Origin of the sequence: Ruminococcus sp. RTP21198st1_G1_RTP21198_201120 (assembly GCF_040924265.1) — a bacterium.
In the GTDB taxonomy this organism is placed as follows: domain Bacteria; phylum Bacillota; class Clostridia; order Oscillospirales; family Ruminococcaceae; genus Hominimerdicola; species Hominimerdicola aceti.
Genome location: NZ_JBCOMH010000008.1, coordinates 13724 through 39418 on the forward strand (window position 1 = coordinate 13724; position 25695 = coordinate 39418).

Annotated in this window: 30 protein-coding genes; 26 read left to right on the forward strand and 4 right to left on the reverse strand. The window is 52.4% G+C overall.

Features of this window, described 5'->3' with window-relative positions; genetic code table 11:
- The 4 genes from AB5627_RS06485 to AB5627_RS06500 all read right to left on the reverse strand — a co-directional run bounded on the left by AB5627_RS06485 (position 1) and on the right by AB5627_RS06500 (position 4608).
- Entirely contained in the window at positions 1–1404 is a 1404-nt protein-coding gene (locus tag AB5627_RS06485; protein WP_337398798.1) for a restriction endonuclease subunit S, read from the reverse strand.
- Positions 1397–3409 (reverse strand): class I SAM-dependent DNA methyltransferase, encoded by a 2013-nt coding sequence (locus tag AB5627_RS06490; RefSeq protein ID WP_337398800.1) that lies wholly within the window; start codon positions 3407–3409, stop codon positions 1397–1399. Before AB5627_RS06490 ends, AB5627_RS06485 begins: the two co-directional genes overlap by 8 nt.
- Positions 3410–3488: 79 nt before the next feature.
- Positions 3489–3710, reverse strand: a complete 222-nt coding sequence (locus AB5627_RS06495; RefSeq protein ID WP_196059920.1) for a helix-turn-helix domain-containing protein — start codon at positions 3708–3710, stop codon at positions 3489–3491.
- Between the two features lies 1 nt (position 3711).
- Positions 3712–4608, reverse strand: a complete 897-nt coding sequence (locus AB5627_RS06500; RefSeq protein ID WP_337398803.1) for an NBR1-Ig-like domain-containing protein — start codon at positions 4606–4608, stop codon at positions 3712–3714.
- Between the two features lie 310 nt (positions 4609–4918).
- On the opposite strand from AB5627_RS06500, the gene AB5627_RS06505 reads away from it, so the two are divergent.
- The 26 genes from AB5627_RS06505 (at position 4919) to AB5627_RS06630 (ending at position 25682) form a co-directional block, all read left to right on the forward strand.
- Positions 4919–5113, forward strand: coding sequence for a hypothetical protein (locus AB5627_RS06505; protein WP_279002169.1), 195 nt, complete (start codon positions 4919–4921; stop codon positions 5111–5113).
- A gap of 238 nt (positions 5114–5351) precedes the next feature.
- The gene (locus tag AB5627_RS06510) at positions 5352–5852 is read left to right on the forward strand and encodes an RNA polymerase sigma factor (protein ID WP_337398807.1); all 501 of its coding nucleotides are present in this window, start codon (positions 5352–5354) and stop codon (positions 5850–5852) included.
- A gap of 286 nt (positions 5853–6138) precedes the next feature.
- Positions 6139–6447 carry a DNA ligase gene (locus AB5627_RS06515; RefSeq protein ID WP_337398809.1) on the forward strand — a complete coding sequence of 103 codons (309 nt, stop codon included), beginning with the start codon at positions 6139–6141 and terminating at the stop codon, positions 6445–6447.
- The gene (locus AB5627_RS06520; protein WP_337398811.1) at positions 6440–7564 is read left to right on the forward strand and encodes a DUF2800 domain-containing protein; all 1125 of its coding nucleotides are present in this window, start codon (positions 6440–6442) and stop codon (positions 7562–7564) included. Before AB5627_RS06515 ends, AB5627_RS06520 begins: the two co-directional genes overlap by 8 nt.
- 1 nt (position 7565) lies before the next feature.
- A complete protein-coding gene (locus tag AB5627_RS06525) occupies positions 7566–8138 on the forward strand; it encodes a DUF2815 family protein (RefSeq protein ID WP_337398813.1) in 573 nt (190 codons plus the stop codon).
- Positions 8139–8151: 13 nt separating this feature from the next.
- A complete protein-coding gene (locus AB5627_RS06530; RefSeq protein ID WP_186488785.1) occupies positions 8152–8370 on the forward strand; it encodes a hypothetical protein in 219 nt (72 codons plus the stop codon).
- A 67-nt stretch (positions 8371–8437) separates the two neighbouring features.
- Entirely contained in the window at positions 8438–10420 is a 1983-nt protein-coding gene (locus tag AB5627_RS06535) for a DNA polymerase (RefSeq protein ID WP_337398817.1), read from the forward strand.
- Between the two features lie 69 nt (positions 10421–10489).
- A complete protein-coding gene (locus tag AB5627_RS06540) occupies positions 10490–10912 on the forward strand; it encodes a DUF4406 domain-containing protein (protein WP_337398818.1) in 423 nt (140 codons plus the stop codon).
- Positions 10909–13167 carry a phage/plasmid primase, P4 family gene (locus AB5627_RS06545; RefSeq protein WP_270763712.1) on the forward strand — a complete coding sequence of 753 codons (2259 nt, stop codon included), beginning with the start codon at positions 10909–10911 and terminating at the stop codon, positions 13165–13167. The genes AB5627_RS06540 and AB5627_RS06545 overlap by 4 nt, the downstream gene beginning before the upstream one ends.
- A 134-nt stretch (positions 13168–13301) precedes the next feature.
- A complete protein-coding gene (locus AB5627_RS06550) occupies positions 13302–13583 on the forward strand; it encodes a VRR-NUC domain-containing protein (protein WP_117979602.1) in 282 nt (93 codons plus the stop codon).
- Positions 13564–14928: a DEAD/DEAH box helicase gene (locus AB5627_RS06555; protein WP_337398823.1), complete on the forward strand. Its 1365-nt coding sequence runs from the start codon at positions 13564–13566 to the stop codon at positions 14926–14928. Before AB5627_RS06550 ends, AB5627_RS06555 begins: the two co-directional genes overlap by 20 nt.
- A gap of 57 nt (positions 14929–14985) precedes the next feature.
- Entirely contained in the window at positions 14986–15177 is a 192-nt protein-coding gene (locus AB5627_RS06560) for a hypothetical protein (protein WP_337398825.1), read from the forward strand.
- Positions 15167–15592 (forward strand): hypothetical protein, encoded by a 426-nt coding sequence (locus AB5627_RS06565; protein ID WP_337398827.1) that lies wholly within the window; start codon positions 15167–15169, stop codon positions 15590–15592. Before AB5627_RS06560 ends, AB5627_RS06565 begins: the two co-directional genes overlap by 11 nt.
- Positions 15593–15702: 110 nt before the next feature.
- A complete protein-coding gene (locus AB5627_RS06570) occupies positions 15703–16050 on the forward strand; it encodes an HNH endonuclease (RefSeq protein WP_256321937.1) in 348 nt (115 codons plus the stop codon).
- Between the two features lie 120 nt (positions 16051–16170).
- Positions 16171–16710 carry a P27 family phage terminase small subunit gene (locus AB5627_RS06575; protein WP_337398829.1) on the forward strand — a complete coding sequence of 180 codons (540 nt, stop codon included), beginning with the start codon at positions 16171–16173 and terminating at the stop codon, positions 16708–16710.
- A gap of 1 nt (position 16711) precedes the next feature.
- Positions 16712–17497, forward strand: coding sequence for an S-adenosylmethionine synthetase N-terminal domain-containing protein (locus tag AB5627_RS06580; protein ID WP_337398830.1), 786 nt, complete (start codon positions 16712–16714; stop codon positions 17495–17497).
- On the forward strand, positions 17491–18726 hold the full coding sequence (locus AB5627_RS06585; protein ID WP_337398832.1) for a site-specific DNA-methyltransferase: 1236 nt from the start codon (positions 17491–17493) through the stop codon (positions 18724–18726). The genes AB5627_RS06580 and AB5627_RS06585 overlap by 7 nt, the downstream gene beginning before the upstream one ends.
- Before the next feature lie 109 nt (positions 18727–18835).
- Positions 18836–19507: a virulence protein gene (locus tag AB5627_RS06590; protein WP_337398834.1), complete on the forward strand. Its 672-nt coding sequence runs from the start codon at positions 18836–18838 to the stop codon at positions 19505–19507.
- Complete coding sequence (locus AB5627_RS06595; RefSeq protein WP_256321906.1) at positions 19498–19728, forward strand: DUF4314 domain-containing protein; 231 nt, start codon at positions 19498–19500, stop codon at positions 19726–19728. Before AB5627_RS06590 ends, AB5627_RS06595 begins: the two co-directional genes overlap by 10 nt.
- A complete protein-coding gene (locus AB5627_RS06600) occupies positions 19721–19897 on the forward strand; it encodes a DUF5049 domain-containing protein (protein ID WP_256321905.1) in 177 nt (58 codons plus the stop codon). Before AB5627_RS06595 ends, AB5627_RS06600 begins: the two co-directional genes overlap by 8 nt.
- Positions 19898–20030: 133 nt before the next feature.
- A complete protein-coding gene (locus AB5627_RS06605; RefSeq protein ID WP_270763685.1) occupies positions 20031–20291 on the forward strand; it encodes a hypothetical protein in 261 nt (86 codons plus the stop codon).
- 13 nt (positions 20292–20304) lie between these two features.
- The gene (locus AB5627_RS06610) at positions 20305–20748 is read left to right on the forward strand and encodes a hypothetical protein (RefSeq protein ID WP_337398838.1); all 444 of its coding nucleotides are present in this window, start codon (positions 20305–20307) and stop codon (positions 20746–20748) included.
- Between the two features lie 108 nt (positions 20749–20856).
- Positions 20857–22458, forward strand: a complete 1602-nt coding sequence (locus AB5627_RS06615) for a terminase large subunit (RefSeq protein WP_368369746.1) — start codon at positions 20857–20859, stop codon at positions 22456–22458.
- A gap of 17 nt (positions 22459–22475) precedes the next feature.
- Entirely contained in the window at positions 22476–23840 is a 1365-nt protein-coding gene (locus tag AB5627_RS06620) for a phage portal protein (protein ID WP_337398841.1), read from the forward strand.
- Entirely contained in the window at positions 23737–24480 is a 744-nt protein-coding gene (locus tag AB5627_RS06625) for a head maturation protease, ClpP-related (protein ID WP_337398843.1), read from the forward strand. The genes AB5627_RS06620 and AB5627_RS06625 overlap by 104 nt, the downstream gene beginning before the upstream one ends.
- Positions 24481–24497: 17 nt before the next feature.
- Positions 24498–25682 (forward strand): phage major capsid protein, encoded by a 1185-nt coding sequence (locus AB5627_RS06630; protein WP_337398845.1) that lies wholly within the window; start codon positions 24498–24500, stop codon positions 25680–25682.
- Positions 25683–25695: the final 13 nt, after the last annotated feature.

Consider the following 25695-nt stretch of genomic DNA (forward strand, 5'->3'; position numbering starts at 1 on the left):
TCACTCCTCCTGTTCTTCGGTATCGTCCGAATCGTCCTCATCATCAGCATCCGAATCTGCTTCTTCATCCACAAACTCATATTCCGGGATTTCAATGTCACGGACATCAATTTTGCCAGTTACAACGTCAGAAACCAAGTGTGTCTTGAATTCCTCAAGAGCGTCAATTTCAGCTTTTAATCGTTCAATTGCTGACTGATACTTTTGCTGAGCCGCTTTGATGTATTCGACGATTTGTATCTGCTCGTCTTCTGGTGGAACAATGAAAGGAATCTCTTTCATCTTATCCATCTGAAGATCCCATTGTCCCGGCCTAATGCCATCCGAGGCCTGAGCAAAGAAATTTACGTATACTTTACTTCGGATTGCATTATGAAAGTACTCAAGATTATCAAACGCTACGTCAAAAATGAAATATGCAGGGCTCACAATTCCTGTATAGTCTGAAATGCCATAGGAGCCTTGCCATGCTTTCATCTTGTTCATAGCAAACTGGCCTTTTCGAACAACTTTATAGCCGCTTAAATCGTCTGGTATAAAGTTTCTGTTCGAAGACTGATCTTCTACATTTCTGACTATGACACCTTGTTCTCTAACTACAGAAAGCAATGGAAGCTCCGGGTGGTTCTTTTCACTTACGGCTCTTAATATTTGACGTAGCTTGATCAGTTTCCAGTGTTTTGGAATATCGCCAAGCCACGACACTCCGCTTGATTTCATCTCGGTGTCTGGGTTTAACCCACGGGTAACTGCTGTACTGACAACAGATTTCTTGAGTTCTTCAATGGATTTGATTTCTTTATGCTTTAGCTTGATTAGTTTATTAATCTGTGAAACCCTCCAATTAAGATAATCCACAATCTTGTCTTGTTCACTTCTTGGAGGGACAGGGAGAAGCACATTACCTAAATAGTCCATTGAAATTCGCATGCGTACCGTGTTTAGCTTTCCGTTTTCACTTTCATGCATCAGAATACCTTTGCCCAATCCTACAAGGCTTCTTTGGAACGTTAATAGCCTGAAGATATAGTGGTAATACCACACATTTTCATCTTCACGAGGATAAAGAGCATAGTAAACAGGGCTGATTGCACCATAATACCTTGATACGCCAGCTGAGCCCGCAACAACATTCATGCAATTAACCAACAGGTCGTTTTCGTGTGCGATATTATATTTGGTCATATCATCTTTGGGCTTATTCCCTCCGACGCCTTCTTTTTGAGAAAGTGGCACAACACCTTGTTTGGCAGTTAATGAAAGAATGTTTCTGGTAACGACGGGATTATTCCGTTCCTTTCGCATTGCAAATACTGCTTTAAGGCGTTTTGAATTCCAGTGCTCAGGAATCACATTTGCCCATTTTTGACCAAATGAACGGTAGGAGGAGTAATTATCAGGCATTCGCTATTCCTCCTATTATTTCTTCAAGCATTCCTGTGGAATCATTCTCAAGAGAACGGAGCGTTTCGAGTATTTCGTCCATATTTCTTAGTTCTACCGGTCGATAGAAATACTTGGTGAAACTGAGTTCGTACCCAACAGAAGTCTTCTTTTCATCGACCCACGCATCAGGCGCATAAGTAAGCACTTCGTTGCGTAAAAACGAATCAATGCCACCCTTGTATGTGAACGGTACGAGTTCAGTATCTCTAAGATCAGCATCCGCTTCGCCATCTATCGCTTTAGCTGAAGCGTCTTTTTCCGTGATAAAAGGACGTATCTTCTTTAACAACGCTGCTTTAAGGCCCGATGCTTTTGAGAACTCGGTCCAATCATCAAGAGCTGCAACAGCTGCTGCTTTCCTAAGTGCTTTTTCACATAAAATTTGCTCGGCTTCATTTCTGAATATGCTGGAAGGTATGTGCTTGGACGGCAAAACTCTCAAACGCAAAGGCTGTTCGACCGTAATAGACCAATATCCAAACTCTCTATTGTCAAACACACGGCTGATTTCACTTTCTTCCATTGAAGTGAAAATGCGCATTATCTCTTTACGAATATCTTCGGTAAACTCGCAGTTTTTCTTTCCCATGTTTCTTCGAAGCGGGGATTTCATTTTTGTTGCGTCGATTAGCTGTATTTTCCCAACACGTCGGTCTTCCTTTCTGTTTGTTAAAACCCAAATAAAGGTTCCGATACCAGTGTTGTAAAACATGTTATCTGGTAGTGCGATAATGGCTTCCACAAGATCGTTTTCTATCATATATCTCCTTGCGTTGCTTTCACCGCTACCAGCATCCCCCGTAAAGAGAGACGAGCCGTTATGAACTTCAGCAATGCGGCTACCAAGCGGAGAGTCCTTCTTCATCTTGGAGATGTTATTAAGAAGGAAAAGGAGCTGGCCGTCACTGGTACGAGGAATCATAGCCATTTCTTCGCCACCTTCAAGATAGGTATTGAAGCGGGTGTCAAGGATCTCTTTTTTGCCACCCATCTTTTCGGCGTCGGTTTTCCAGCTCTTACCGTAAGGCGGATTGGAAAGCATGAAATCAAACTGACGTGAGGAATGCTGATCCAAAGAGAGCGTGGATCCAAAACCGATGTGCTCAGCTTGCTCTCCATCACCTTTCAGAAGCATATCAGCTGTACAAATGGCATAGGTTTCCGGATTTATTTCCTGCCCGAAGAGATGGATCGAGACATCCTTACCACGTCTGTGGGCAAGCGTAAGCAGACGGTCCTGTGCAACGGTAAGCATACCGCCGGTTCCACAAGCTCCGTCGTAGCAGGAGTATGTAGCGTCTTGAATCTGGTCCGCAATGGGTATGAAAACGAGGTCAGCCATGAGCTCAACTACGTCACGAGGCGTCCAGTGTTCACCGGCTTCCTCGTTGTTTTCTTCATTGAAGCGACGGATCAGCTCTTCGAAGATGGTGCCCATGCCGTGGTTATCCAGACCCGGATGGCGCATGATGGTTTTGGCCTCGTCCTTCCACACCGGATTCGGACTCAGGTTAATGTCAGAAGACACAAACTTCTCAATGACAGCACCGAGGATATCGGCATCCACCATCGTGTCGATCTGATTGCGGAATTTGAACTTATCCAGAATAACCTGCACATTCGGTGAGAAACCATCCAAATAAGCGATGAAGTCTGCCTTAAGCGTCTGCTTCTTGGCACGACTGGTGAGGTCACGCAGACGGTACGGAGAAGCATTGCAGAAAGCCTGTCCTGCAGCATTGCAGAGGGCTGGCCACTGATTATCAATCTTTGCGGCATCAAGCCGTTTTTTCATTTCGAGGACCGCATCCTTGCTGTCCTCCAGCAAAGCGTCCAGACGACGGATAACCGTCATAGGGAGAATAACATCACGATATTTACCACGGACATAAACGTCACGAAGGCAATCATCCGCAATCCCCCAAATAAAGCTAACTATTGAATTATGCACCTGATTGTCCATATAGATTTTCCTCTCTTGACTCTGATTTCGGCACTAAGCCATTATGATCGCACCAAATGTGCTGTCCCAAAAAACGGACTTATTCGGCCTTATCTTCCTTATCATCAACTTTGTCGTCAGCGGCACCGCCGGAACGAATCCAATCGTCCACCTCTGACAGCTTGAATTTCCACAGCTTACCTACTTTATAGGCTGGCATATTTCTTTTAGCGATCCACTGCAAAATGGTTTCTCTGCCAACGCCAAGGTATGCTTGGACTTCTTTTAATGTTGACCATTTTTCAATGTTCTCGTTACCCAATTTAGTTACCTCCAGATCTCTTAAACGTCTTGTTCTCGACTACAATTGTTACATTGAATGGGCTTGAATAGTCTGGATAGCAATCTTTATTGTCTTTATCGACCATAACCCATTTACTTTCAAAAGTGTCCTCGTTGCCACGGGCATCGAATTCAACCGGCACAACAGCTCGTCCATTTGGAGGCGTATCCGGTATGTCAATTGACAGCTGCATGGCACAAGGAGTGATAGAATCCTCGTTTATACAGATAAGCCTTCGGCCCGTCCATGCGACCTTACCGGAGTTAAGTAGTTTCCATGTGTGGGTGAAGTGCTCGTAAAAATCAACGACATGTCGCCGGTCGGCAGGTGCCGTTTCAATCCAGAAAGCATCTCCATCATAGAGCGGCTTATGGAATGACGGCTCGTCTGTTTCCGGCTGCGACAAATACTGCTGATAGTTCGTTGCTATGATGTCGGCATCAGAATCCGGCTCGTGTATGATTATCTGAAGCTGGTCTGCGAGGGCTTTCGCCAAAGCCGGAATGTTTATATCTGCGTCCGTAGGGATCGTGAAGTAGTTCATCACGGTTCTGATGGACGCTTTTTTTATGTGCTCCGACAGGTACTTCGCAAGGCCGGTCGTGTTTATCGGATCTGGGAAAGAGTCCCTATGCTTCTTCGACAAGGGCTTACCGCCGTTGAATAGTTTGGCCCCGTAGTTAGATGAGCTGTAGGCACCTTTTTTCGTGAAAGTATAGCTGCTCCCTGCCGCCTTAAAGGCTTCAATGACGAAGGAGTCCTGATTTGCCACTCCTTCAACGGAGCCATATATTCCTTTGCAAAAATGAGCGAAATCTATGCAAATCACCCCTTTCAGAAAAAGTCCTATCAAAAGTCCTGAAAGTCCTTTTTTCATGGTCCTTGCGCTTATAGGAAGTCCTTTTTCATCTCGGTATCTTATTAGTGGATGGCGGAGATGAGAGAGACTGAGCCGTCGGCCTGTGGACCTTGATATTTTATTATATCACACTCGAGTCCAAAAATCAATAGCATTGGGCAATAACAGGCACAAACAGGCACAAACTCACTTTCAAGCAATCGCCATTCAACAGAAGCCGCCTCTCAGCTCGTTCACCGGCCATGAACGATCCGGAGCTGAGTGGTCGGCAGCATCAACAGCCTACTATCCGGATTAGGAAGCTGAACCTGACAAGGAGGGACAAGCAGTGACAAAGCGTGAACGTAACAACTGGATCGTGAACATTGAAAACACCGCTGCTGCCATCGAGTCTCAGTTGGGCTCAGCAGTAGTTGAATCTGTTTTCAAACGCTACGGCGCACACGGCACTTGGGACCTTAACCCAAGCGACCTGCCTGAAATTTTCAGCGAACTGTACGCCATCGAAGTGGATCTCGACTAAAAAACTGTCCTGAGCAAGACAGAAAACTGCTCACCGTCAGGGACTGCACCGACTGATCACCGGTGGCTCAACGGTGCTTGACGGCACAAGTAAATATCAACAGCTGCCTTTTGAGCGGGAAGCTGCAGACCGGAACGGAGAAATCTCCGTCGGGACTGTGGTTGGATTTCTATACCCATTTTGCAGCTGACCATGAAGGTTTCCTCCGTTCCAAGCAAATCGAACGGAGGAAATTTTCATGCAAAACAACGACAAGAAGTACTTTATCCCGGTCGACGGGACCCCTATCGAGGTCAGCGAGGAAGTTTACAGGGCATACTACCAGCCCATCTGGAACACCCGCTACCATGCCCAGAAGAATGGCGAGTGCCGCTGCACCAAGGCCCAGCTTTGGAAGTGTGACGGTGTTTGCCCCGGCTGCCCGTTCTACGCTGCCGGTAAGAAGGTTTCCATCGACACGCCTATCGGCGGCGAGGAGGACGAGCTTACCCTTGGCGATACGCTGGCCGATGACGCACCGTCTGCGGAGTCCATCCTTATGGACAAGGGACTGCTCGACGCTCTATACGACGAGCTTAACCGTCTTGATCCGGACGGCAGACGCATCTGCGAGCTTATCATGCAGGGCAAGACGGAGCGTGAAATCGCTGCCGACATGGGCAAACGCCAGTCGACCATCAACTACCAGAAGAACAAGGTGTTCTCCATCCTGCGTGAAGCCCTGAAGGACTTCATCTAATACCCAACAAAGGCCGCCGTGGAAGCAATTCTGCGGCGGTCAAAAATTTTTTCAGATTTTTTCGTTCAAAACACCGGTTTCCCTCCAGTGGGTACTGAGGACAGCAAAACAACACAGGTCCTTAGGAAGGAGGAACCGCCAATGAGTGAGTCCAGACCCAACAAGGCCGTCACTGATGAAGAGCTCATCGGAGTGCTTACGGCAATCAGCGTAGTGTCAAGACGTCTGGCGAGGAAGCTGATCCAGCTTAACCAGACAAGCCAATCTCAGAAAGGAGGAAAACGTGATGAGCAAAATGAGCGAAATGGAAGCGACCATCAGGGAGTTGCGGGATATTGCATCTTCTATTAACGACATCGCCAACTGGCTGACCGGCGCATTCAGCGGTACCGAGGAAGCGGCCCCTGCTCCGGAACCGGAAAAGGCACTCACCCTCGAAGAGGTCAGAGCGATTCTGGCAGAAAAGTCCCGTGATGGCTTCACCGCTCAGATCCGTGACCTTCTCCTGAAGTACGGTGCCAAGAAGCTCTCCGAGGTTGACCCGGCAAGCTACAAGGCTCTGGTAGCGGATGCGGAGGTGCTCGGCAATGGCTAACCACGCACTTCTCTCTGCATCGTCCTCGCACAGGTGGCTCAACTGCCCACCTTCGGCAAGGCTCTGTGAAGGCTACGACGACAAAGACAGCGATTTCGCAGCCGAAGGTACCGACGCCCACGCCCTCTGTGAGTACAAGCTCCGGAAGGCACTCGGCATGGAGGCAAATGACCCGACCGAAGCCCTCACTTGGTACAACTCCGAAATGGAGGAATGCGCCAACGGCTATATGGCCTTTGTGATGGAGCTGGTTGAAGAAGCCAAGAAGACCTGCCCGGACCCCGTGGTCCTGATCGAGCAGCGACTCGACTACTCCAAGTATGTCGAGGAGGGCTTCGGCACCGGCGACTGCGTCATCATTGCTGACGGGACGCTTCACATTGTGGACTACAAGCACGGCAGAGGCGTTCTGGTCGAGGCTGACGACAACCCGCAGATGAAACTGTACGCTCTCGGTGCGCTGGAGCTATTCGACTGCATCTACGACATCGACACCGTCAGCATGACCATCTACCAGCCCAGACGCTCCAACATCAGCACCTTCACCATTTCGAAGGGCGAACTCTGCGAGTGGGCCGATCAGGTTCTGGCCCCGACTGCAGAGCTTGCCTTCAACGGAGACGGTGAATACCACTGCGGCGAATGGTGCCAGTTCTGCAAGGCCAAAGCTGACTGCCGTGAAAGAGCCAACGCCAACATGGAGCTTGCCAAGTTCGAGTTCAGGCAGCCGCCTCTGCTGACAGATGAAGAGGTCGAAGAAATCCTCGGTCGCATCGACGAGCTGATCGCTTGGGCCTCCGACATCAAGGACTATGCGCTTCAGGCAGCCATCAGCGGTAAACAGTGGTCCGGCTACAAGCTGGTCGAGGGCCGCTCCAACCGCAAGTACACAAACGAGGATGCCGTCATCGCAGCCGTAACAGCTGCCGGGTACGACCCCTACGAACACAAGATTCTCGGCGTCACCGCCATGACCTCGCTTCTCGGAAAGAAACAGTTCAACGACATTCTTGGAGGCCTGATCACCAAGCCTCAAGGCAAACCCACGCTGGTGCCGGACAGCGATAAGAGACCGGCAATGACAACCATTATCGATGATTTCAAGGAGGACAACTAATATGTCAAATTCTACTAAACTCGCAAACCCCATGAAGGTTATCACCGGCAAGGACACCCGTTGGTCCTACGCCAATGTCTGGGAAGCCAAGTCCATCAACGGCGGCACACCGAAGTTCAGCGTCAGTCTCATCATTCCGAAGACTGACACCGTGACCGTTCAGAAGATCAAGGCAGCGATTCAGGCGGCCTATGAGGAAGGTCAGGCCAAGCTCAAAGGCAACGGTCGCACCGTACCGCCCCTCACGGCTATCAAGACGCCTCTCCGTGACGGCGACACCGAGCGTCCGGATGATCTGGCTTACGCTGGCAGCTACTTCATCAATGCCAACTCCGCTACGGCTCCCGGAATCGTAGACGCTGACTGCAATCCGATCCTGACCCGCTCCGAGGTTTACTCCGGTGTGTACGGTCGTGCCAGCATCAACTTCTACGCTTTCAACTCCAACGGCAACAAGGGCATCGCCTGTGGGCTGAACAACCTGCAGAAGATCCGTGACGGCGAACCCCTCGGCGGCAAGTCCAGTGCAGCGTCCGATTTCGCCACCGATGTGGACGAAGATTTCCTATCTTGAGGAGGTGTGCAGCATGAGTATTACCACGATTCTCTGCATTCTGCTTCTGTCCCTGTATCTGCTCCTGGCGGTGTTTTGGATCGTCAGATCCATCATTGACGCCGTCGATGACCGCAAACGCGATAAGCGCAATGCGGCATGGGAGGAAGAGCGCCGACAGCTTGAGAAGGAACACGCCCTTCGTGAGGTGGAGTATCACGAAGCCCGTATGAAAGAACTCAACAAAGAGTAATCTCCGATCCCGTGGGCGGTGGGAATGTTCCTGCCGCCCATTCGGGCTATAGAAAGGATTCGTGTATATGAAAACACTCAGTATTGATATTGAAACCTACAGCAGTGTGGACCTTGCCAAGTGTGGCGTCTACAAATATACCGAGGCGACAGATTTCGATATTCTTCTCTTCGGGTATTCCGCAGACGGTAATCCTGTGCAGGTGGTCGACCTCGCCTGTGGAGAGACGATCCCTCCGGAGGTCATCGCTGCGCTTACAAACGATGATGTGACGAAGTGGGCCTTCAATGCTCAGTTCGAGAGGATATGCCTTTCCCGCTGGCTCCGAGATCACGGCGATTTTGATAATGCCTACTACAGCATCCCGGAAGACACCGTCGGCAACTACCTCGATCCAGCCTCATGGAAATGCACCATGATCTGGTCCGCTTACATGGGCTTGCCACTGTCGCTGGAAGGTGTCGGTGCCGTTCTGGGCCTCGAAAAGCAGAAATTGACCGAAGGCAAAGAGCTCATCAAGTATTTCTGCCAGCCCTGTGCGCCGACAAAGGCCAATGGTGGTCGAACCCGCAACCTGCCGGAAAACGCTCCGGACAAGTGGGCTGCCTTCAAACGGTACAACATCCGTGATGTCGAGGTCGAAATGTCCATTCAGGAAAAGCTCGCCAAGTTTCCGGTGCCGGAAATGGTCTGGGAGCAGTATCACATCGATCAGGAAATTAACGACAGAGGTGTCGCCCTCGATATGGAGCTGGTGCATCAAGCCATCGCTATGGACACCCGCTCTCGTGCGGAGCTCACTGCTGCCATGAAGAAGCTGACCGCTTTGGACAATCCCAACTCCGTGCAGCAGATGAAGCAGTGGCTTTCGAACAACGGGCTGGAGGTCGATTCCCTCGGCAAGAAAGAAGTCGCTGAAATGCTCAAGACCGCTCCGGCAGAGCTCCAGAAGGTCCTCCTTCTCCGGCAGCAGCTGGCCAAGTCGTCCGTCAAGAAGTATCAGGCGATGGAAAAGGCCGTCTGCGCCGATGGCCGTGCTCGTGGGATGTTTCAGTTCTACGGTGCCAACAGGACCGGTCGCTGGGCCGGACGCATTATCCAGATGCAGAACCTGCCCCAGAACCATCTTCCGGATCTGGCAGAGGCCCGTGGTCTTGTCCGCAGCGGCGACTTTGAAGGCGTGGAGCTTCTCTACGAAGATGTGCCAGATACGCTCTCGCAGCTGATCCGCACCGCCTTTGTGCCGAAGCCGGGATACAAGTTCATCGTCTCCGACTTCTCAGCAATCGAGGCCAGAGTGCTGGCGTGGTTTGCCGGTGAAATCTGGCGTCAGGAGGTCTTTGAAAAAGGCGGAGACATCTACTGCGCTTCCGCATCGCAGATGTTCAAGGTCCCTGTTGAAAAGCACGGCGTGAACGGCCACCTGCGGCAAAAAGGCAAAATCGCTGAACTCGCCCTCGGCTATGGCGGCTCTATCGGAGCTCTCAAAGCGATGGGAGCCTTGGAGATGGGCCTTTCGGAAGACGAGCTTCAGCCGCTGGTCACTGCTTGGCGCAACTCGAACCAAAACATTGTGAGGTTCTGGTGGGACATCGACCGGGCAGCTATGAATGCCGTGAAGTATCACATGGACGGCGAGGTCTGCGGAGTCAAGTTCTGCTACCAGAGCGGGATGCTCTTCATTACGCTCCCGTCCGGCAGACGCCTTTCCTATGTAAAGCCTAAGCTCGGTACAAATCAGTTCGGCAGCGAGTGTATCACCTACGAGGGTATCGGCGGTACAAAGAAGTGGGCGCGGCTGGAGACCTACGGGCCGAAGCTCGTGGAGAACATCGTCCAAGCTACCTCCCGTGACATTCTCTGCTACGCAATGCGGACCTTGTCGCACTGCTTCATTACCATGCACATTCACGACGAGCTGGTCATCGAAGCCAGCCCCGGCGTCGACCTGAAGGTCCTCTGCGAACAGATGGGCCGGACCCCACCGTGGGCAGACGGCCTCAAGCTCCGTGCTGATGGCTACGAGACCATGTTTTATAAAAAAGACTGATTCTGATTCGTTCAAATACCACTAACCCCTCCAGTGGGTAGTGAGAACTTTAGATTGGAGGTGCCTATCATGGCCGAATACAAAAACGCAGAAGGTTATGCCGATCCCACAGCATTCGGAGCCTTCTGTGCCATTGAAAAAGAAGAAAAAGCTCTCCGGGCATTCAGACCCATCGTGTATATCTGCAGTCCGTATGCCGGAGATGTCGAACGCAACACCGCTGCCGCCAGACGCTACAGCCGTTTTGCGATAGAGGCCGGATACATTCCCATCGCACCGCACCCGCTGTTTCCGCAGTTCCTTGACGACAACAAGCCCAAGGAGCGTGAGCTGGGTCTGTTTTTTGGGAATGCCATCCTGAGTAAATGCGCCGAAATGTGGGTCTTCGGTGACCGGATCTCCGAGGGCATGGAGGCCGAGATCAAGAGAGCGACTTGGAAGGGACACCGAATCCGCTACTTCAGCGAGACCTGCGAGGAGGTAACAAGATGAGATTCACTTTATACCGTTCCAACTGTCTGGAGGTGCCTGAAAACTGTACCTACCCTCATAAGGTCGAGGTCACCGGGAAGGACAGCCTCATCGAAGCTGTAAAGCACGATTATGTTTGTGCTGAGTATCAGGGCAACTACCGCAGCAACGACAATTTCATCGGCTCCGACTGCTTGCCGGTCGATTGTGATAACGACCACAGCGACGATCCGGAAGAATGGGTCTATCCCTCAGACGTTGCTACTGCTTTTCCCAGTGTTGCCTTTGCGGTTCATTACAGCCGCAATCACATGAAAACCAAAGGCGGCAAAGCTGCACGGCCGAAGTTCCACGTCTTCTTCGCCATTGATCGAGTCACCGAACCCGGCCAGTACAGCGAGATGAAAAAGCTGGTAAACACCATCTTCCCGTACTTTGACACCAAGGCACTCGATGCCGCTCGGTTCTTCTTCGGTACAAAGGAGCCGGAGGTCGAAATCTTCGACGGCCCGATGACGCTTACTACCTTCCTTGCTGACGACGATTTTGACGCCAACATGGACTCCGGCAGCTATGGCGACATCGTCATTCCCGAAGGCAGCCGCAACGCCACGCTGTCCCATTATGCTGGACGCATCCTGAAACGCTTCGGCAATACCGATGAGGCACATAAGCATTTTGCGGAAGTGGCCGCTTGCTGTCAGCCGCCTTTGGAGCAATCGGAGCTCGACAGCATCTGGCGCAGCGCACAGCGGTTCTATGGGAAGGTCGCTGCACAGGAAGGATACATTCCTCCGGAGCAATACAATCAGGACCTTCAGCTCAAGCCCTCCGACTATTCCGACGTTGGACAGGCCACGGTGCTGGCAAGAGAATATGAGGGAAAGCTCCGCTATTCACCCTCGACTGATTTTCTGGTCTACAACGGTCGGTTCTGGGAGGAATCCAAGCCCAAGGCTCAGGCCGTAGCGCAGGAGCTCACCACTCGCCAGCTTGAGGAGGCCGAAACCGAGATTAAGAAGGCAACCGACGAAATGATGAAAAACGGCGCATGGGAGCTGCTGGCATCGATGGGTCCAAAGAAAGCGGCTATGGCTTTCAGCTCGGAACAGGCTCGTTCTTTCCAAAAGTACGAGAACGCCACGACCTACCGCAACTATGCCATCAAGCGCAGAGATTCCAAATACATCACCGCTGCCTTAAAGGAAGCACATCCGATGGTTGAGATTGACCAGCGGCAGCTTGACGCAGACGAATTTCTGCTCAACACCCCGTCAGCTACTTATGACCTTCGTATTGGCCTTCCTTCCGCTCATGAGCACACTCCTGCGGATTTCATCACCAAGCAGACCACGGTTGACCCGTCCGATGAAGGTATGGATATCTGGCAGGACGCTTTGGAGACCTTCTTCTGCGGCGACAACGAGCTCATCGATTATGTTCAGGAGATCGCTGGTCTTTCCGCTATCGGGAAGGTCTGTGTCGAGGGTCTGATCATTGCCTACGGTGAAGGCCGTAACGGAAAATCCACCTTCTGGAATACGCTTTCCCGTGTGCTGGGCACCTATAGCGGCAACATGTCCGCAGATACTCTGACTGTCGGATGTAAGCGGAATGTAAAGCCGGAGCTGGCTGAAGCCAAAGGCAAACGGATAATTATTGCCGCCGAGCTTGAGGAAGGCATGCGCCTGAACACATCTAACGTCAAACAGCTCTGTTCAACGGACGAAATCTATGCGGAGAAAAAGTACAAGGACCCGTTCAGTTTTGTACCGAGCCACACCCTTGTGCTTTACACGAACCATCTGCCGAAGGTCGGTGCGATTGATGCCGGAACATGGCGTAGGCTGATTGTCATTCCGTTTAACGCCAAGATTGAAGGTTCCTCTGACATCAAGAACTATGCCGATTACCTTTTCAACAAAGCTGGCGGTGCAATCCTGAAATGGATCATGACCGGTGCCAAGCGTGTGATCGAAAAGGATTATCACATCGTAAAGCCAGCCGTGGTGGAAGCTGCGATCCAGAAGTACAAGGACAATAACGACTGGCTCTCGCAGTTCCTCGATGAATGCTGTGAGACTGACAGCTCCTATTCCGCTAAATCCGGAGACGTCTACAACGCATACCGCAGCTATTGCATGCAGGTGGGCGACTATATCCGCAGCACGACTGATTTCTACACTGCGCTGGAATGCGCCGGTTTTGAAAGGAAAAGAAGCAAATCTGCACGGCTGCTTTTTGGCCTGCAGCTTAAGTCGGATTTCCTTGATTGAACCAAGGGTGACGGTCGATGACAGTCTTTACAGAAACTATTCTTAGAGCACTAAAAAACAAGGCCTAAGAAAAGTTACGGAATTACCCGTCATCGACCGTCACCACCCACTCTAATTCCTGATGGAGGAACATTATGCGAGAGAAAATCATAGAACAACACTTAGTCAAAGCCGTGAAAAACAGCGGCGGCATTGCACCGAAACTGGTGAGTCCCGGATTTGATGGGATGCCGGATCGACTGGTGCTGCTGCCCGGAGGCAAGATCGGATTCGTGGAGGTCAAGGCACCGGGCAAGGAACCGAGACCTTTGCAGGTAGCCAGACACGGATTACTGCGGCGGCTGGGCTTCAAGGTATATGTCCTTGATGCCCCTGAGCAGATTGGAGGGATACTTGATGAAATACGAACCGCATGAGTACCAGAGGTACGCAATCAACTATATCGAGGACCATCCCTTCGCTGCCGTGCTGCTGGACATGGGCCTTGGCAAAACGAGCATCACACTGACCGCTATTGCGGACCTGCTGTTCGACAGCTTCGAGGTTCACAAGGTGCTGGTCATCGCTCCGCTTCGAGTAGCCCGTGACACTTGGAGCGCAGAGCTTCAAAAGTGGGACCAGCTTCACCACCTGACCTATTCGGTGGTGGTCGGAAGCGAGGCTGAGCGAAAAGCGGCCCTGACGAAGAAAGCCGATATTTACATCATCAACCGTGAGAACGTCCAGTGGCTCATCGAGAAAAGCAAGCTCCCGTTTGACTACGACATGATCGTAGTTGACGAGCTTTCTTCCTTCAAAAACCACCAGTCAAAACGCTTCAAGGCTCTGATGCAGGTGCGGCCCAGAATCAAGCGTGTCGTTGGGCTCACCGGCACTCCGGCCAGCAACGGACTGATGGATCTGTGGGCAGAGTTCAAGGTCATAGACATGGGAAAACGACTCGGTCGGTTTATCACCTATTATCGGCAGGAGTATTTCGTGCCGGACGCCATGAACGGCCAGATTGTTTACAGCTACCGTCCGAAACCCGGTGCCGAGCAAGCCATATACCGGAAAATCTCGGATATCACCATTTCAATGAAATCCACGGACCACCTAAAAATGCCGGAGCTCATATCCAGCGAATATAAGGTCTATCTCAGCCCCGATGAGCAGGATGCCTACGACGAGATGAAAAAACAGTTCATTCTGGACCTGCCCGAAGGCGAAATATCTGCTGCCAATGCCGCAGCCCTCTCCGGTAAGCTCTCCCAGATGGCCAATGGTGCCATTTACGACGATGCCGGGAATACGGTCCCCATTCATGAGCAGAAGCTGGATGCTCTGGAGGACATCATCGAGTCGGCAAACGGTAAGCCTCTTCTGGTGGCCTATTGGTACCAGCATGATCTGGAGAGGATCATGAAACGGCTGCATGATCGGCATATCCCGTTTTCCAAGCTGGACAAAGCCGACAGTATCCGCAGATGGAACAACGGCGAAATCCCAGTAGCCCTGATCCACCCAGCTTCTGCTGGACACGGCCTCAATCTCCAGACCGGCGGCAACACAATCGTCTGGTTCGGCCTCACATGGTCCTTGGAGCTCTATTCCCAGACCATAGCAAGGCTCTGGCGGCAAGGTCAGACTGCCGAAACTGTGGTCGTTCAGCATATCGTGACGAACGGCACCATTGATGAGCAGATTCTCCGGGCACTTAAGGCCAAAGACAAAACGCAGTCGGCTCTGATCGCTGCGGTCAAGGCAAATCTGAAAATCTAACGACAAAAATCGACAATCTTCGCCAATCCGAGTGAACACAAATTCGGAGGTGCGACTTTGAACCCATATGAAGAACTGGCAAATGCCATCATTCTGCAAGCGGTCAAGGATTACCGGCTGACCGACGACGAGCGGGAGCTTCAGGAAATCGAGCGTTTCTTCCGCTCCGGCTGGTTCAGTGTCCTATCAAAAGTCGATCCGGAATTCCTCATTAAAGAGCTACGGAAGGAGAAGCGAAATGACCGCTAAAGAATATCTGTCACAGGCCCGGACGCTGGATATGCGGATTAAATCCAAGCTCCAGCAAATCGAGTCTTTAAATGAACTGGCCACATCCTGCACCGTCGTTTATAGCGATATGCCGAGAAACCCGAATCGTGGCGGCTCCAAAGTAGAACGGGCCGTTTTGAAGATAATCGAGGTTGAGGAAAGCCTGAAACACGACATCGAGGATCTGGTTGAGCTAAAAAAAGAAATCATGGCCACAATACAGGCCGTTTCGGATGTTGAACTGCAAACCCTGCTGGAGAAGCGTTATCTGTGCTTCCTCTCGTGGGAGAAGATTGCGGTTGAGATGCATTACAGCATCCAGCACATTTACCGGATGCACGATACGGCCCTTTCCTGTGTGTCAGCCATCATGAGAGTAAATGAGAGAGATTGAGAGTCGCCTCTTATGATAGTATTATGATGGACAAAGTAAAACATACGGAAGCCTTGTGGGAGCACCCCTCCCGCAGGGCTTTTGTTATGCCCGGAAAGCGAAGTGATTATGTGCCAAGGAGTCCAAAGAAGCCCTGTGCTTACCCCGGCTGTCCAAGACTTACTGATAGACGTTTCTGCCCGGAGCACGAGAAGCTGGACCGGGATCGGTACAACAAGTACGAGCGTAGCCCGGATGTCAACCGCAAATACGGCAGGGCTTGGAAGCGTATCCGTGACAGGTATGCAGCGGCCCACCCTTTGTGTGAGCAGTGCCTCAAGGAAGGTCGGTTAACACCGGTCGAGGAAGTTCATCATATTCTTCCTATTTCCCAAGGTGGCACCCACGATGCCAGCAACCTGATGAGCCTGTGCCAGTCGTGCCACACGAAGATCCACCATGAGCTCGGTGATCGGTGACCGTGGGGCGGGTCAAATCTCTACGACCTTTCTACCCGGACAGCGGCGTGGGGTCACGAGCGCAAAAATCAGAAATCAAACGGGGTATTAACCCCCAGCCCGGAAAGCGAGGTGAAATGTGTGGCAAAAGACGGAACTATGAGAGGCGGTCAGCGTGTCGGTGCCGGGAGAAAGTCCAAGGCTCTGACCGATAAAATCACTGACGGCAGGTTGAACGGTGCGATGGTGCTCCCGGAACCGGCAGAAATCGAAGGAGCGGATGTTCCTCCAGTCAAAGAATACTTGAAAGCCGCTCAGAAGAACGGCAAAGACCTGTGTGCCGAAGAGGTATACCGGGATACTTGGAACTGGCTCAAGGCTCGTGGCTGTGAAATGTTAGTAAACAACCAGCTGATTGAGCAGTACGCCATGTCAGTCTCCCGATGGATTCAGTGCGAGGAAGCGATATCCGAGTTCGGCTTTCTGGCCAAGCATCCCACCACCGGCAATGCCATTGCTTCACCGTATGTTGCAATGAGCCAGACCTACATGAAGCAGGTCAATCAGGTCTGGTATCAGATTTACCAGATCGTGAAAGAAAACTGTGCCGTGGAGTACGGCGGCAGAAATCCACAAGACGATTTGATGGAGCGGCTGCTCACCGCTCGGAAAGGAAACTGATATGTTTGAAAAAGTAAACCCGGCGCATCCCGACAAGGTGGCCGACCGTATTGCCGGTGCTCTTGTCAACCTTGCGTATCAAAAAGAGAATAATCCGAAGATCGCCGTCGAGGTCCTGATTGGCCACGGCATCTGCCATATTATCAGCGAAACCTCGGTAGCCCTCTCTCCTGATGAGGTAAAGGCTGCTGTTTCCCGTATCGCCGGGAACCTGCTGGTGGACTACCGTGAGGTTTCGCAGGATGAGCATCTGGCCGACAACCAGATCGACGGCATCCACTGCGGCGACAACGGCATCTTCAAAGGTGTCCCGGTGACTGACGAGCAGAAAAAGCTCACCGCCATCGCCAAGCAGCTCTATGACACCTATGGCAGCGACGGTAAATACATTCTGGACGGCGACCGTCTGATCCTCTGCCAGAGCAACGCCAAGACGGACAATCTGCGTGAAGTCTTCCCGGATGCTGAGATCAACCCTCTCGGTTACTGGACCGGCGGCACGAATGTCGACTCCGGTGCCACTAACCGGAAGCTCGGCTCCGATATGGGAGACTCCGTGACCGGCGGTGGTCTGCACGGCAAGGACCTCTCCAAAGCCGACGTCAGCATCAACATTTACGCATGGCTCAAGGCGCAGGAAACCGGCACGCCGGTCGAGCTTGTCTGTGCCATCGGTGACGATGCTGTGGACGGTATTCCATACGAGAGAATCGTAGAAACAGCGAGGACCTTCATCGACCGCATCGGCGGTTTCGAGAGGTTCGCTGAGTGGGGTCTTATATGCTGATTGAGAAAAAGAAAACGGTAGAGATGCTTCCTGCCGAATACAACCCTCGCAAGGACCTGAAGCCCGGTGACGAGGAATACGAAAAACTGAAACGCTCCATCGAGGAGTTCGGTTATGTCGAACCGGTCATCTGGAATAAGACGACCGGTCGTGTTGTCGGTGGGCACCAGAGGCTCAAGGTCCTCATCGACCTTGGCATCACAGAGGTTGACTGTGTGGTCGTTGAAATGGACGACGCCAAGGAAAAAGCGCTCAACATCGCCCTGAACAAGATCAGCGGCGATTGGGATAAGGACAAGCTGACCCTGCTGATCGCTGACCTGCAGGGTGAGGACTTTGATGTTTCCCTCACCGGTTTTGACCCTGCCGAGATCGACGACCTTTTCAAGGACAGCCTGAAGGACAGCATGCATGACGATGATTTCGATGTGGATGAGGAGCTGAAAAAGCCCTCCTTTACCAAGGCTGGCGACGTCTGGACGCTCGGTCGGCACCGTCTGGTCTGCGGAGATTCCACGAAAAAGGAAACCTACGACACCCTGATGGGCGACGTCAAGGCCAACCTCGTGATCACGGACCCGCCGTACAACGTGAACTATGAAGGCTCTGCCGGGAAGATCAAGAACGACAACATGGCAAATGACGCCTTCTATCAGTTCCTGCTCGACGCCTTCACCAATATGGAAGCCGTCATGACCGGCGATGCTTCCATCTATGTGTTTCATGCGGACACCGAAGGGCTGAACTTCCGCAGGGCTTTTGCTGATGCAGGTTTCTACCTCTCCGGCTGCTGCATCTGGAAAAAGCAGTCGCTGGTGCTCGGACGCTCTCCGTACCAGTGGCAGCATGAGCCGGTGCTCTATGGCTGGAAGAAAAACGGCAAGCACCAGTGGTACACGGGCCGTAAGGAAACCACCATATGGGAGTTTGACAAGCCCAAGAAGAACGGCGATCACCCGACCATGAAGCCGATTGCGCTTTTGGCATATCCGATCATGAACTCCTCCATGAGCAACGCTGTGGTTCTGGACCCCTTCGGCGGTTCCGGCAGCACACTGATTGCCTGTGAGCAGTCGGATCGCATCTGCTATACCGTGGAGCTGGACGAAAAGTTCTGCGACGTCATCGTGAAGCGATACATCGAACAGGTCGGCTCCTCGGATGGTGTGACGGTGCAGCGTGACGGCGTGACTTTCCGCTTCGACGAAGTAGCTAATGTAGACAATTGAGGCTCCTGTTTTTCTACGATAATCGGTACATATATTTCGCTGAAATGACTTGCTATTCTGTAGCTTCAGAGTGATATATACAGTACCAAAAAAACAAGGAGGTAATCCCATGAAAGAACTACACTACAACGTCACCGGGCAAGACCGCAAAGAACTGGTCGGCATCATCTCCAAGGTGGTCGGCATGAAGGCCGTCTACAAATTCATGCCCACCTGCGCCTTCGTCATCAACAACATCACCGTTGAGAAAGACGGCACGATGGTCTGGGACGAGCGCACGGATCAGGACACCATTGAGGCGGTCATCATCGCCCTTGCCGCAGCCGGATTCAACCCGGTCAAAGACAAGGCCGAAACCGAAGAGACAGGCCTTACGATTGAGATCCCGCTCGAAAAGGTCTCGGTCGGAATCCTCACCAAGCTACTGGACGCAAAAGGCGAGCTGATCAAAAAGGCCCTCGGCGTCGAGGACATCCGCATTGAGCTCAAGGAAGATCGCATCGCCTTCCCGTGGTTTAAAGAGCTGCCCTCTCCCGAAGAGATCAAAGCCTACTCGCACTTCATCGCAGCCTTGTGTGAGATGGCACTAAACCAGAAGCGCATCACCGCTAAGGAAAAGCCGGTCGACAACGACAAGTACGCATTCCGCTGCTTCCTTTTGAGGCTGGGCTTCATCGGTGAGGACTACAAGGCCGAGCGCAAAATCCTGCTCCGCAACCTCTCCGGCTCCTCGGCCTTCAAGAGCGGCGCAAAGAAAACAGGGGTGGAATCATGCGAGTGATTTCAAAAGCGGCCCTTGAGGGCTTACGTCGCCGGTACAAGCCCGGTACACGAGTGGAGCTCCTGCAGATGGACGATGTTCAGGCTCCTCCCATCGGGACGAAAGGAACGGTCCTCGGCGTGGACGACATCGGTTCCATCATGGTCGCATGGGACAATGGCTCCGGCCTGTCAGTCGCATACGGCGCAGACCTTTGCAGGGTGGTGAGCGGCGATGAATGAGACGATCAAAAAGCAGATCCTCGCCATCCGGGACACCGGCCTGACGAATATGTTTGATACAAACATGGTGCAGCGGCTGGCCTACGAGCGAGACTTCTATGAGCTGGTGGTTTTCATCGAGGAACATCGCAAGGAATATGTGCATTTCATCCTCTACGGAGAGGCATAAAGTACACAATTCCATGCCCGAATATTTGTGTAGAATACTTCGGTTTATATCGCAGAAATGACTTGCTATTTCAGGCGTTTAGAGTGATATATACACTACCGAAAGGAAATACACACAAACGGAGGAAACCACGATGCGTTACATCGACCATACCAACTGCAAGAAAGCCTTTGAAAAGGGCGAAGACCACGAGATCCAGAGCCTTGGAAAGCTCACCCGCACGGCCACCAAGATTGCCGAAGCAAATGGCCTCGGAGTTCTGAAGAACCGTCAGGGCTACTACAGGATCGTCAAGAAGAGCGGCCTCGGAGCCTACGGAGACGTCCTTTCCAGCCTCGCTGAGGTTGACGCCTTCTTCAAGAACCTCGACAGCCACAAGGCCACGAAATATTAAGGAGGGACCGACGATGATTAGACTGGAAAAGTTTTACGATCTGATCAGCCGCAATGCCACGGTGACGCTGACAAACCGCCAGCTCGACACCACCTTCTTTGAGGGCAGCATGCGAGACATTCCGGACCATTTCAGCAACTGCATAGTCGAAGACTTCTGCGTATCCAACACCGGCGACTTCCTTTTCAAGATCAAAGTCAACCCGGTCCCCGCAAACGAGGAAAAACGTCTCTGGCACGAAGGCAGCCTACGGGTCCACGGCAGCATCTTCCATTACTGGTTCAAGCAGTACGACGAAGGCTCCGAGTTCGGAATCAACGGCGGCAGGATTTCCAAGCTGATGCTTAAGCGCAATGGCGAGATCGTTTGCAACTACGACAGGGGCTGGGATGTTCAGCCGGTCGACGAAGACACTCAATTTGCCTACGAAATATTGGTACATACCGAAAACTTCTAAACCACGGTAAAGTAAATACCCTTGGGACATGAGCCGCTCGGCTCTGTTCCTCGTTATGACGGTCGCTTCAGGCGGCTATTTTTTATGCTTTTTTGGAGGTGATAACACTTGAGGCGAATGAAAAAATACACACCGACGAAGTTCAAGACAAAAGACTCCGTCTATGACAAGGCCAAGGCTGACTACGCTGTCTCGTTCATCGAGTGCCTCTGTCACACCAAAGGTACATGGGCAGGAAAACCCTTCACGCTGATCGACTGGCAGGAGCAGATTATCCGGGACATCTTCGGAATCATCAAGCCCAACGGATACCGGCAGTTCAACACCGCCTACATTGAGATACCCAAGAAGATGGGTAAATCGGAGCTTGCGGCTGCGGTCGCACTTCTGCTCACATGCGGCGACGGTGAGGAACGTGCGGAGGTCTACGGCTGCGCTGCGGACAGACAGCAAGCATCGATTGTTTTTGAGGTCGCAGCCGATATGGTCCGAATGTGTCCGGCCCTCAACCGTAGGGTCAAAATCCTGACGGCCACAAAGCGGATCGTGTACCTGCCGACAAACAGTTTCTATCAGGTGCTGTCAGCAGAAGCATACTCGAAGCACGGCTTTAACATCCACGGCGTGGTGTTCGATGAGCTGCACACCCAGCCCAACCGGAAGCTCTTTGATGTTATGACCAAGGGCTCCGGTGATGCTCGTATGCAGCCGCTTTACTTCCTTATAACCACAGCCGGTACGGATACCAAATCCATCTGCTACGAAACGCACCAGAAGGCAAAAGACATCATCGAGGGCCGCAAGATTGACCCGACCTTTTACCCGGTCATCTACGGTGCCGATGAAAATGACGACTGGACGGACCCGAAGGTCTGGAAGAAAGCGAATCCCTCGCTCGGTATCACGGTCGGCATCGACAAGGTTCGAGCGGCTTGTGAGTCGGCAAAGCAGAACCCTGCCGAGGAGAACTCCTTTCGGCAGCTCCGACTTAACCAGTGGGTCAAGCAAGCTGTGCGATGGATGCCGATGGATAAATGGGATCGCTGCGCTTTTGCTACAAACGAAGATGACCTCGAAGGCCGTGTCTGCTATGGTGGACTGGACCTTTCGTCTACCACAGATATTACCGCTTTCGTGCTGGTCTTTCCTCCGCTGGACGAGGACGACAAGTACATGATCCTGCCGTACTTCTGGATACCAGAAGAAAACATGGGCCAGAGGGTCAATCGGGATCACGTCCCTTACGATGTGTGGGAACGACAAGGTTTCCTGCAAACCACCGAGGGCAACGTGGTCCATTATGGATATATCGAAAAGTTCATCGAACGGCTTGGCGAACGGTTCAACATCCGTGAGATCGCCTTCGACCGCTGGGGAGCCGTGCAGATGGTCCAGAACCTTGAGGGTATGGGCTTCACGGTCGTCCCCTTCGGACAGGGCTTTAAGGATATGAGCCCTCCGACCAAAGAGCTGATGAAGCTGGTCTTGGAAGAGCGCATCGCCCACGGCGGACATCCGGTGCTTCGCTGGATGATGGACAATATTTATGTGCGGACTGATCCCGCCGGTAACATCAAGCCGGACAAGGAAAAGTCTACAGAGAAAATCGACGGTGCCGTGGCAACTGTCATGGCCTTGGACCGTGCCATCCGGTGCGGCAACGATACGACCGAGAGCGTCTATGACACTCGTGGTCTTTTATTTTTATGAAAGGACGGTGATGTGATATGGGTATTTTCAGTGGACTATTCAAATCCAGAGACAAGCCCACCGACAGCACAGTCGGCTCTCGCTACACCTTTTACATGGGTGGCAGCACCTCCGGAAAAACGGTAACAGAACGCAGTGCCATGCAGATGACCGCCGTGTATTCCTGCGTTCGAATTCTATCGGAGGCTGTCGCGGGATTGCCACTACACCTATATAAATATACAGACAGCGGCGGCAAGGCAATGGCGCTCGATCATCCGCTCTACCGCTTGCTCCATGATGAGCCGAACCCGGAGATGAGTTCTTTCGTGTTCCGGGAAACCCTCATGACGCACCTGCTCCTCTGGGGCAACGCCTATGCGCAGATCATCCGCAACGGAAAGAACGAGATCGTAGCTCTGTACCCGCTTATGCCGAACAAGATGTCGGTGGACAGAGACGAAAACGGTCGGCTGTACTACACCTATTACCGTGGCTCGGACGAAGCTATAAAAAATAAGGAATTCTCCGTAACGCTTCAGCCTTCGGATGTTCTTCACATCCCCGGCTTGGGCTTTGATGGTCTGGTGGGCTACAGTCCCATCGCTATGGCGAAGAACGCCATCGGCATGGCAATCGCCTGTGAGGAGTACGGAGCAAAGTTCTTTGCCAACGGTGCCGCTCCGGGCGGTGTGCTGGAACACCCCGGCACGATCAAAGACCCGCAACGGGTGCGGGAGAGCTGGCAGTCCACCTTCGGTGGCAGCGGCAACGCCAATAAGATCGCCGTACTGGAAGAAGGCATGAAGTACACGCCCATCGGCATCTCGCCGGAGCAGGCACAGTTCCTGGAAACACGCAAATTCCAAATCAATGAAATTGCTCGAATTTTCCGAGTCCCTCCCCACATGGTCGGCGATCTGGAAAAGTCGAGCTTTTCTAATATCGAGCAGCAGTCCCTGGAGTTCGTGAAATACACCCTTGACCCGTGGGTCATCCGCTGGGAGCAGTCCATTCAACGCTCCCTGCTGAACTCCGAGGAAAAGAAGAAGTGCTTTGCAAAATTCAATGTGGAAGGTCTGCTTCGCGGCGACTATCAGAGCCGCATGAACGGGTACGCCATCGGGCGGCAGAACGGCTGGATGTCCGCCAACGACATCCGAGAGTTGGAAAACCTCGACCGTATCCCAGCAGAGGATGGCGGCGATTTGTACCTCATTAACGGCAATATGCTCCCGCTGAAAAATGCCGGGGCTTTTGCAAATACACCTACCGATGACGGAAAGGAGGAAAAAACCGATGAAGAAATTTTGGAATTGGAAGAGCCGAACGGTGACGAACTCGGAGACACAGGAAAGAACCCTGCTCCTGAACGGAACCATCGCCGAGGAAAGCTGGTTTGACGATGATGTCACTCCACAGCTTTTCAAAGATGAGCTCATGTCCGGCAGCGGAAACATCACCGTGTGGATCAACTCGCCCGGTGGTGACTGCGTGGCGGCGGCTCAAATCTACAATATGCTCATGGATTACAAGGGCGATGTGACGGTCAAGATTGATGGGATTGCCGCATCCGCAGCGTCCGTCATCACTATGGCAGGCACGAAGGTGCTGGTGTCTCCCGTGTCCATGCTCATGATTCACAACCCTATGACGGCGGCGTTCGGCAATTCGGACGAGATGCAGAAAGCTATCGAGATGCTCTCAAGCGTTAAGGATTCCATCATCAATGCCTATGATATCAAGACGGGGCTTTCCCGTGCAAAACTGTCTCATCTCATGGATGCGGAAACTTGGATGGATGCCAACAAGGCTGTGGAGCTTGGCTTTGCGGACGGAATCATGCAGAGGAGCTCAGAATCCGAAGAGGTGACCACTTCTGCCGTTTCCATGCTGTATTCCAAGGCAAATGTGGTGAACTCTCTCATGGAGAAGATCGCCGCAAAGTGTGCCATTGAACCCAAACCCGCTGTGCCGGAGCGCACGGGACGCTCTGTAGATGAACTCAGAGCCAAGCTGAACACCATCAAAAACTACATTTAATATGGAGGTATTTCAATATGACTATCGTTGAACTGCGCGAAAAGCGCGCCAAGCTGTGGGCTACGATGGAGGGCTTCCTCGACACCCACCGCGACCGAAAAGGCGTTCTGTCTGCCGAGGACGATGCCGTTTACGCCAATATGGAGAAGGAACTGAACGATCTCACCAATGAGGTCAGACGCATGGAGCGCCGCGACGCTATTGCCGCAGAGCTTGCCAAACCCGTATCCTCTCCTATCACCGAGCAGCCCCAGAAAGCGACCGGCGAAGCCAAGACCGGCAGAGCGTCTAACGCCTACCGCGAGGATTTCGGTCTGCATCTGCGCGGCAAACGTATGCTCCACAATGTGCTCTCCGAGGGCGTGGACGCCAACGGCGGCTATCTCGTCCCCACGGAGTTTGAGAAGTTCATCGTGGACACGCTCAAGGAGGAAAATGTGATGCGCCGTCTGTGCAAGGTCATCACTACCGACAATGAGCGTAAGATCCCCGTTGCAGCGACCCATTCCACCGCTGCGTGGACTGCTGAAAATGCTGCCTACACCGAGAGCAATCCCACCTTCGCACAGAAGACCATTGATGCCTACAAGCTGACCGACCTTGTGAAGGTAAGCATTGAGCTTCTGGACGACAGTGCCTTCGATCTGGAAGAGTATATCGCCCGTGAGTTTGCCTACGCCTTCGGTGCTGCCGAGGAACAGGCATTCTGCGTCGGCACCGGTACGGGTCAGCCCACCGGCCTGTTCACCACCAACGGTGGCACGGTCGGCGTTACCGCAGCCAGTGCGACCGCCGTCACCACCGACGAGGTGATTTCCCTAATTTATGCGCTGAAAGCACCTTACCGCAAGAATGCCAAGTTCCTGATGAACGATGCTACTGTTTCCGCACTTCGTAAGCTGAAGGATTCCAACGGTCAGTATCTGTGGCAGCCCTCTCTGCAGGCGGGTCAGCCGGACAGACTGCTCGGTTACGAGATTTACACCAGCCCGTATGCTCCCACGCTGGCGGCAGGTGCGCTCTCCATTGCCTTTGGCGATTTCCAGAGCTATTGGATCGCTGACCGCACCGGCAGAACCGTTCAGCGTCTGAACGAGCTGTATTCCACCAACGGTCAGGTCGGCTTTGTTGCCACCGAGCGTGTGGACGGCAAGATCATCCTGCCGGAGGGTATCCAGCTTCTGAAGATGAAGGCGTCTTGATGAAAGGAGGCGG

Coding starts and splice junctions, on each gene's coding strand:
- AB5627_RS06485 (WP_337398798.1), bottom strand. CDS start 1,404: ATGCCTGATAATTACTCCTCCTACCGTTCATTTGGTCAAAAATGGGCA.
- AB5627_RS06490 (WP_337398800.1), bottom strand. CDS start 3,409: ATGGACAATCAGGTGCATAATTCAATAGTTAGCTTTATTTGGGGGATT.
- AB5627_RS06500 (WP_337398803.1), bottom strand. CDS start 4,608: ATGAAAAAAGGACTTTCAGGACTTTTGATAGGACTTTTTCTGAAAGGG.
- AB5627_RS06510 (WP_337398807.1), top strand. CDS start 5,352: ATGCAAAACAACGACAAGAAGTACTTTATCCCGGTCGACGGGACCCCT.
- AB5627_RS06515 (WP_337398809.1), top strand. CDS start 6,139: ATGAGCAAAATGAGCGAAATGGAAGCGACCATCAGGGAGTTGCGGGAT.
- AB5627_RS06520 (WP_337398811.1), top strand. CDS start 6,440: ATGGCTAACCACGCACTTCTCTCTGCATCGTCCTCGCACAGGTGGCTC.
- AB5627_RS06525 (WP_337398813.1), top strand. CDS start 7,566: ATGTCAAATTCTACTAAACTCGCAAACCCCATGAAGGTTATCACCGGC.
- AB5627_RS06530 (WP_186488785.1), top strand. CDS start 8,152: ATGAGTATTACCACGATTCTCTGCATTCTGCTTCTGTCCCTGTATCTG.
- AB5627_RS06535 (WP_337398817.1), top strand. CDS start 8,438: ATGAAAACACTCAGTATTGATATTGAAACCTACAGCAGTGTGGACCTT.
- AB5627_RS06540 (WP_337398818.1), top strand. CDS start 10,490: ATGGCCGAATACAAAAACGCAGAAGGTTATGCCGATCCCACAGCATTC.
- AB5627_RS06545 (WP_270763712.1), top strand. CDS start 10,909: ATGAGATTCACTTTATACCGTTCCAACTGTCTGGAGGTGCCTGAAAAC.
- AB5627_RS06550 (WP_117979602.1), top strand. CDS start 13,302: ATGCGAGAGAAAATCATAGAACAACACTTAGTCAAAGCCGTGAAAAAC.
- AB5627_RS06555 (WP_337398823.1), top strand. CDS start 13,564: ATGAAATACGAACCGCATGAGTACCAGAGGTACGCAATCAACTATATC.
- AB5627_RS06565 (WP_337398827.1), top strand. CDS start 15,167: ATGACCGCTAAAGAATATCTGTCACAGGCCCGGACGCTGGATATGCGG.
- AB5627_RS06580 (WP_337398830.1), top strand. CDS start 16,712: ATGTTTGAAAAAGTAAACCCGGCGCATCCCGACAAGGTGGCCGACCGT.
- AB5627_RS06585 (WP_337398832.1), top strand. CDS start 17,491: ATGCTGATTGAGAAAAAGAAAACGGTAGAGATGCTTCCTGCCGAATAC.
- AB5627_RS06590 (WP_337398834.1), top strand. CDS start 18,836: ATGAAAGAACTACACTACAACGTCACCGGGCAAGACCGCAAAGAACTG.
- AB5627_RS06595 (WP_256321906.1), top strand. CDS start 19,498: ATGCGAGTGATTTCAAAAGCGGCCCTTGAGGGCTTACGTCGCCGGTAC.
- AB5627_RS06600 (WP_256321905.1), top strand. CDS start 19,721: ATGAATGAGACGATCAAAAAGCAGATCCTCGCCATCCGGGACACCGGC.
- AB5627_RS06605 (WP_270763685.1), top strand. CDS start 20,031: ATGCGTTACATCGACCATACCAACTGCAAGAAAGCCTTTGAAAAGGGC.
- AB5627_RS06610 (WP_337398838.1), top strand. CDS start 20,305: ATGATTAGACTGGAAAAGTTTTACGATCTGATCAGCCGCAATGCCACG.
- AB5627_RS06620 (WP_337398841.1), top strand. CDS start 22,476: ATGGGTATTTTCAGTGGACTATTCAAATCCAGAGACAAGCCCACCGAC.
- AB5627_RS06625 (WP_337398843.1), top strand. CDS start 23,737: ATGAAGAAATTTTGGAATTGGAAGAGCCGAACGGTGACGAACTCGGAG.
- AB5627_RS06630 (WP_337398845.1), top strand. CDS start 24,498: ATGACTATCGTTGAACTGCGCGAAAAGCGCGCCAAGCTGTGGGCTACG.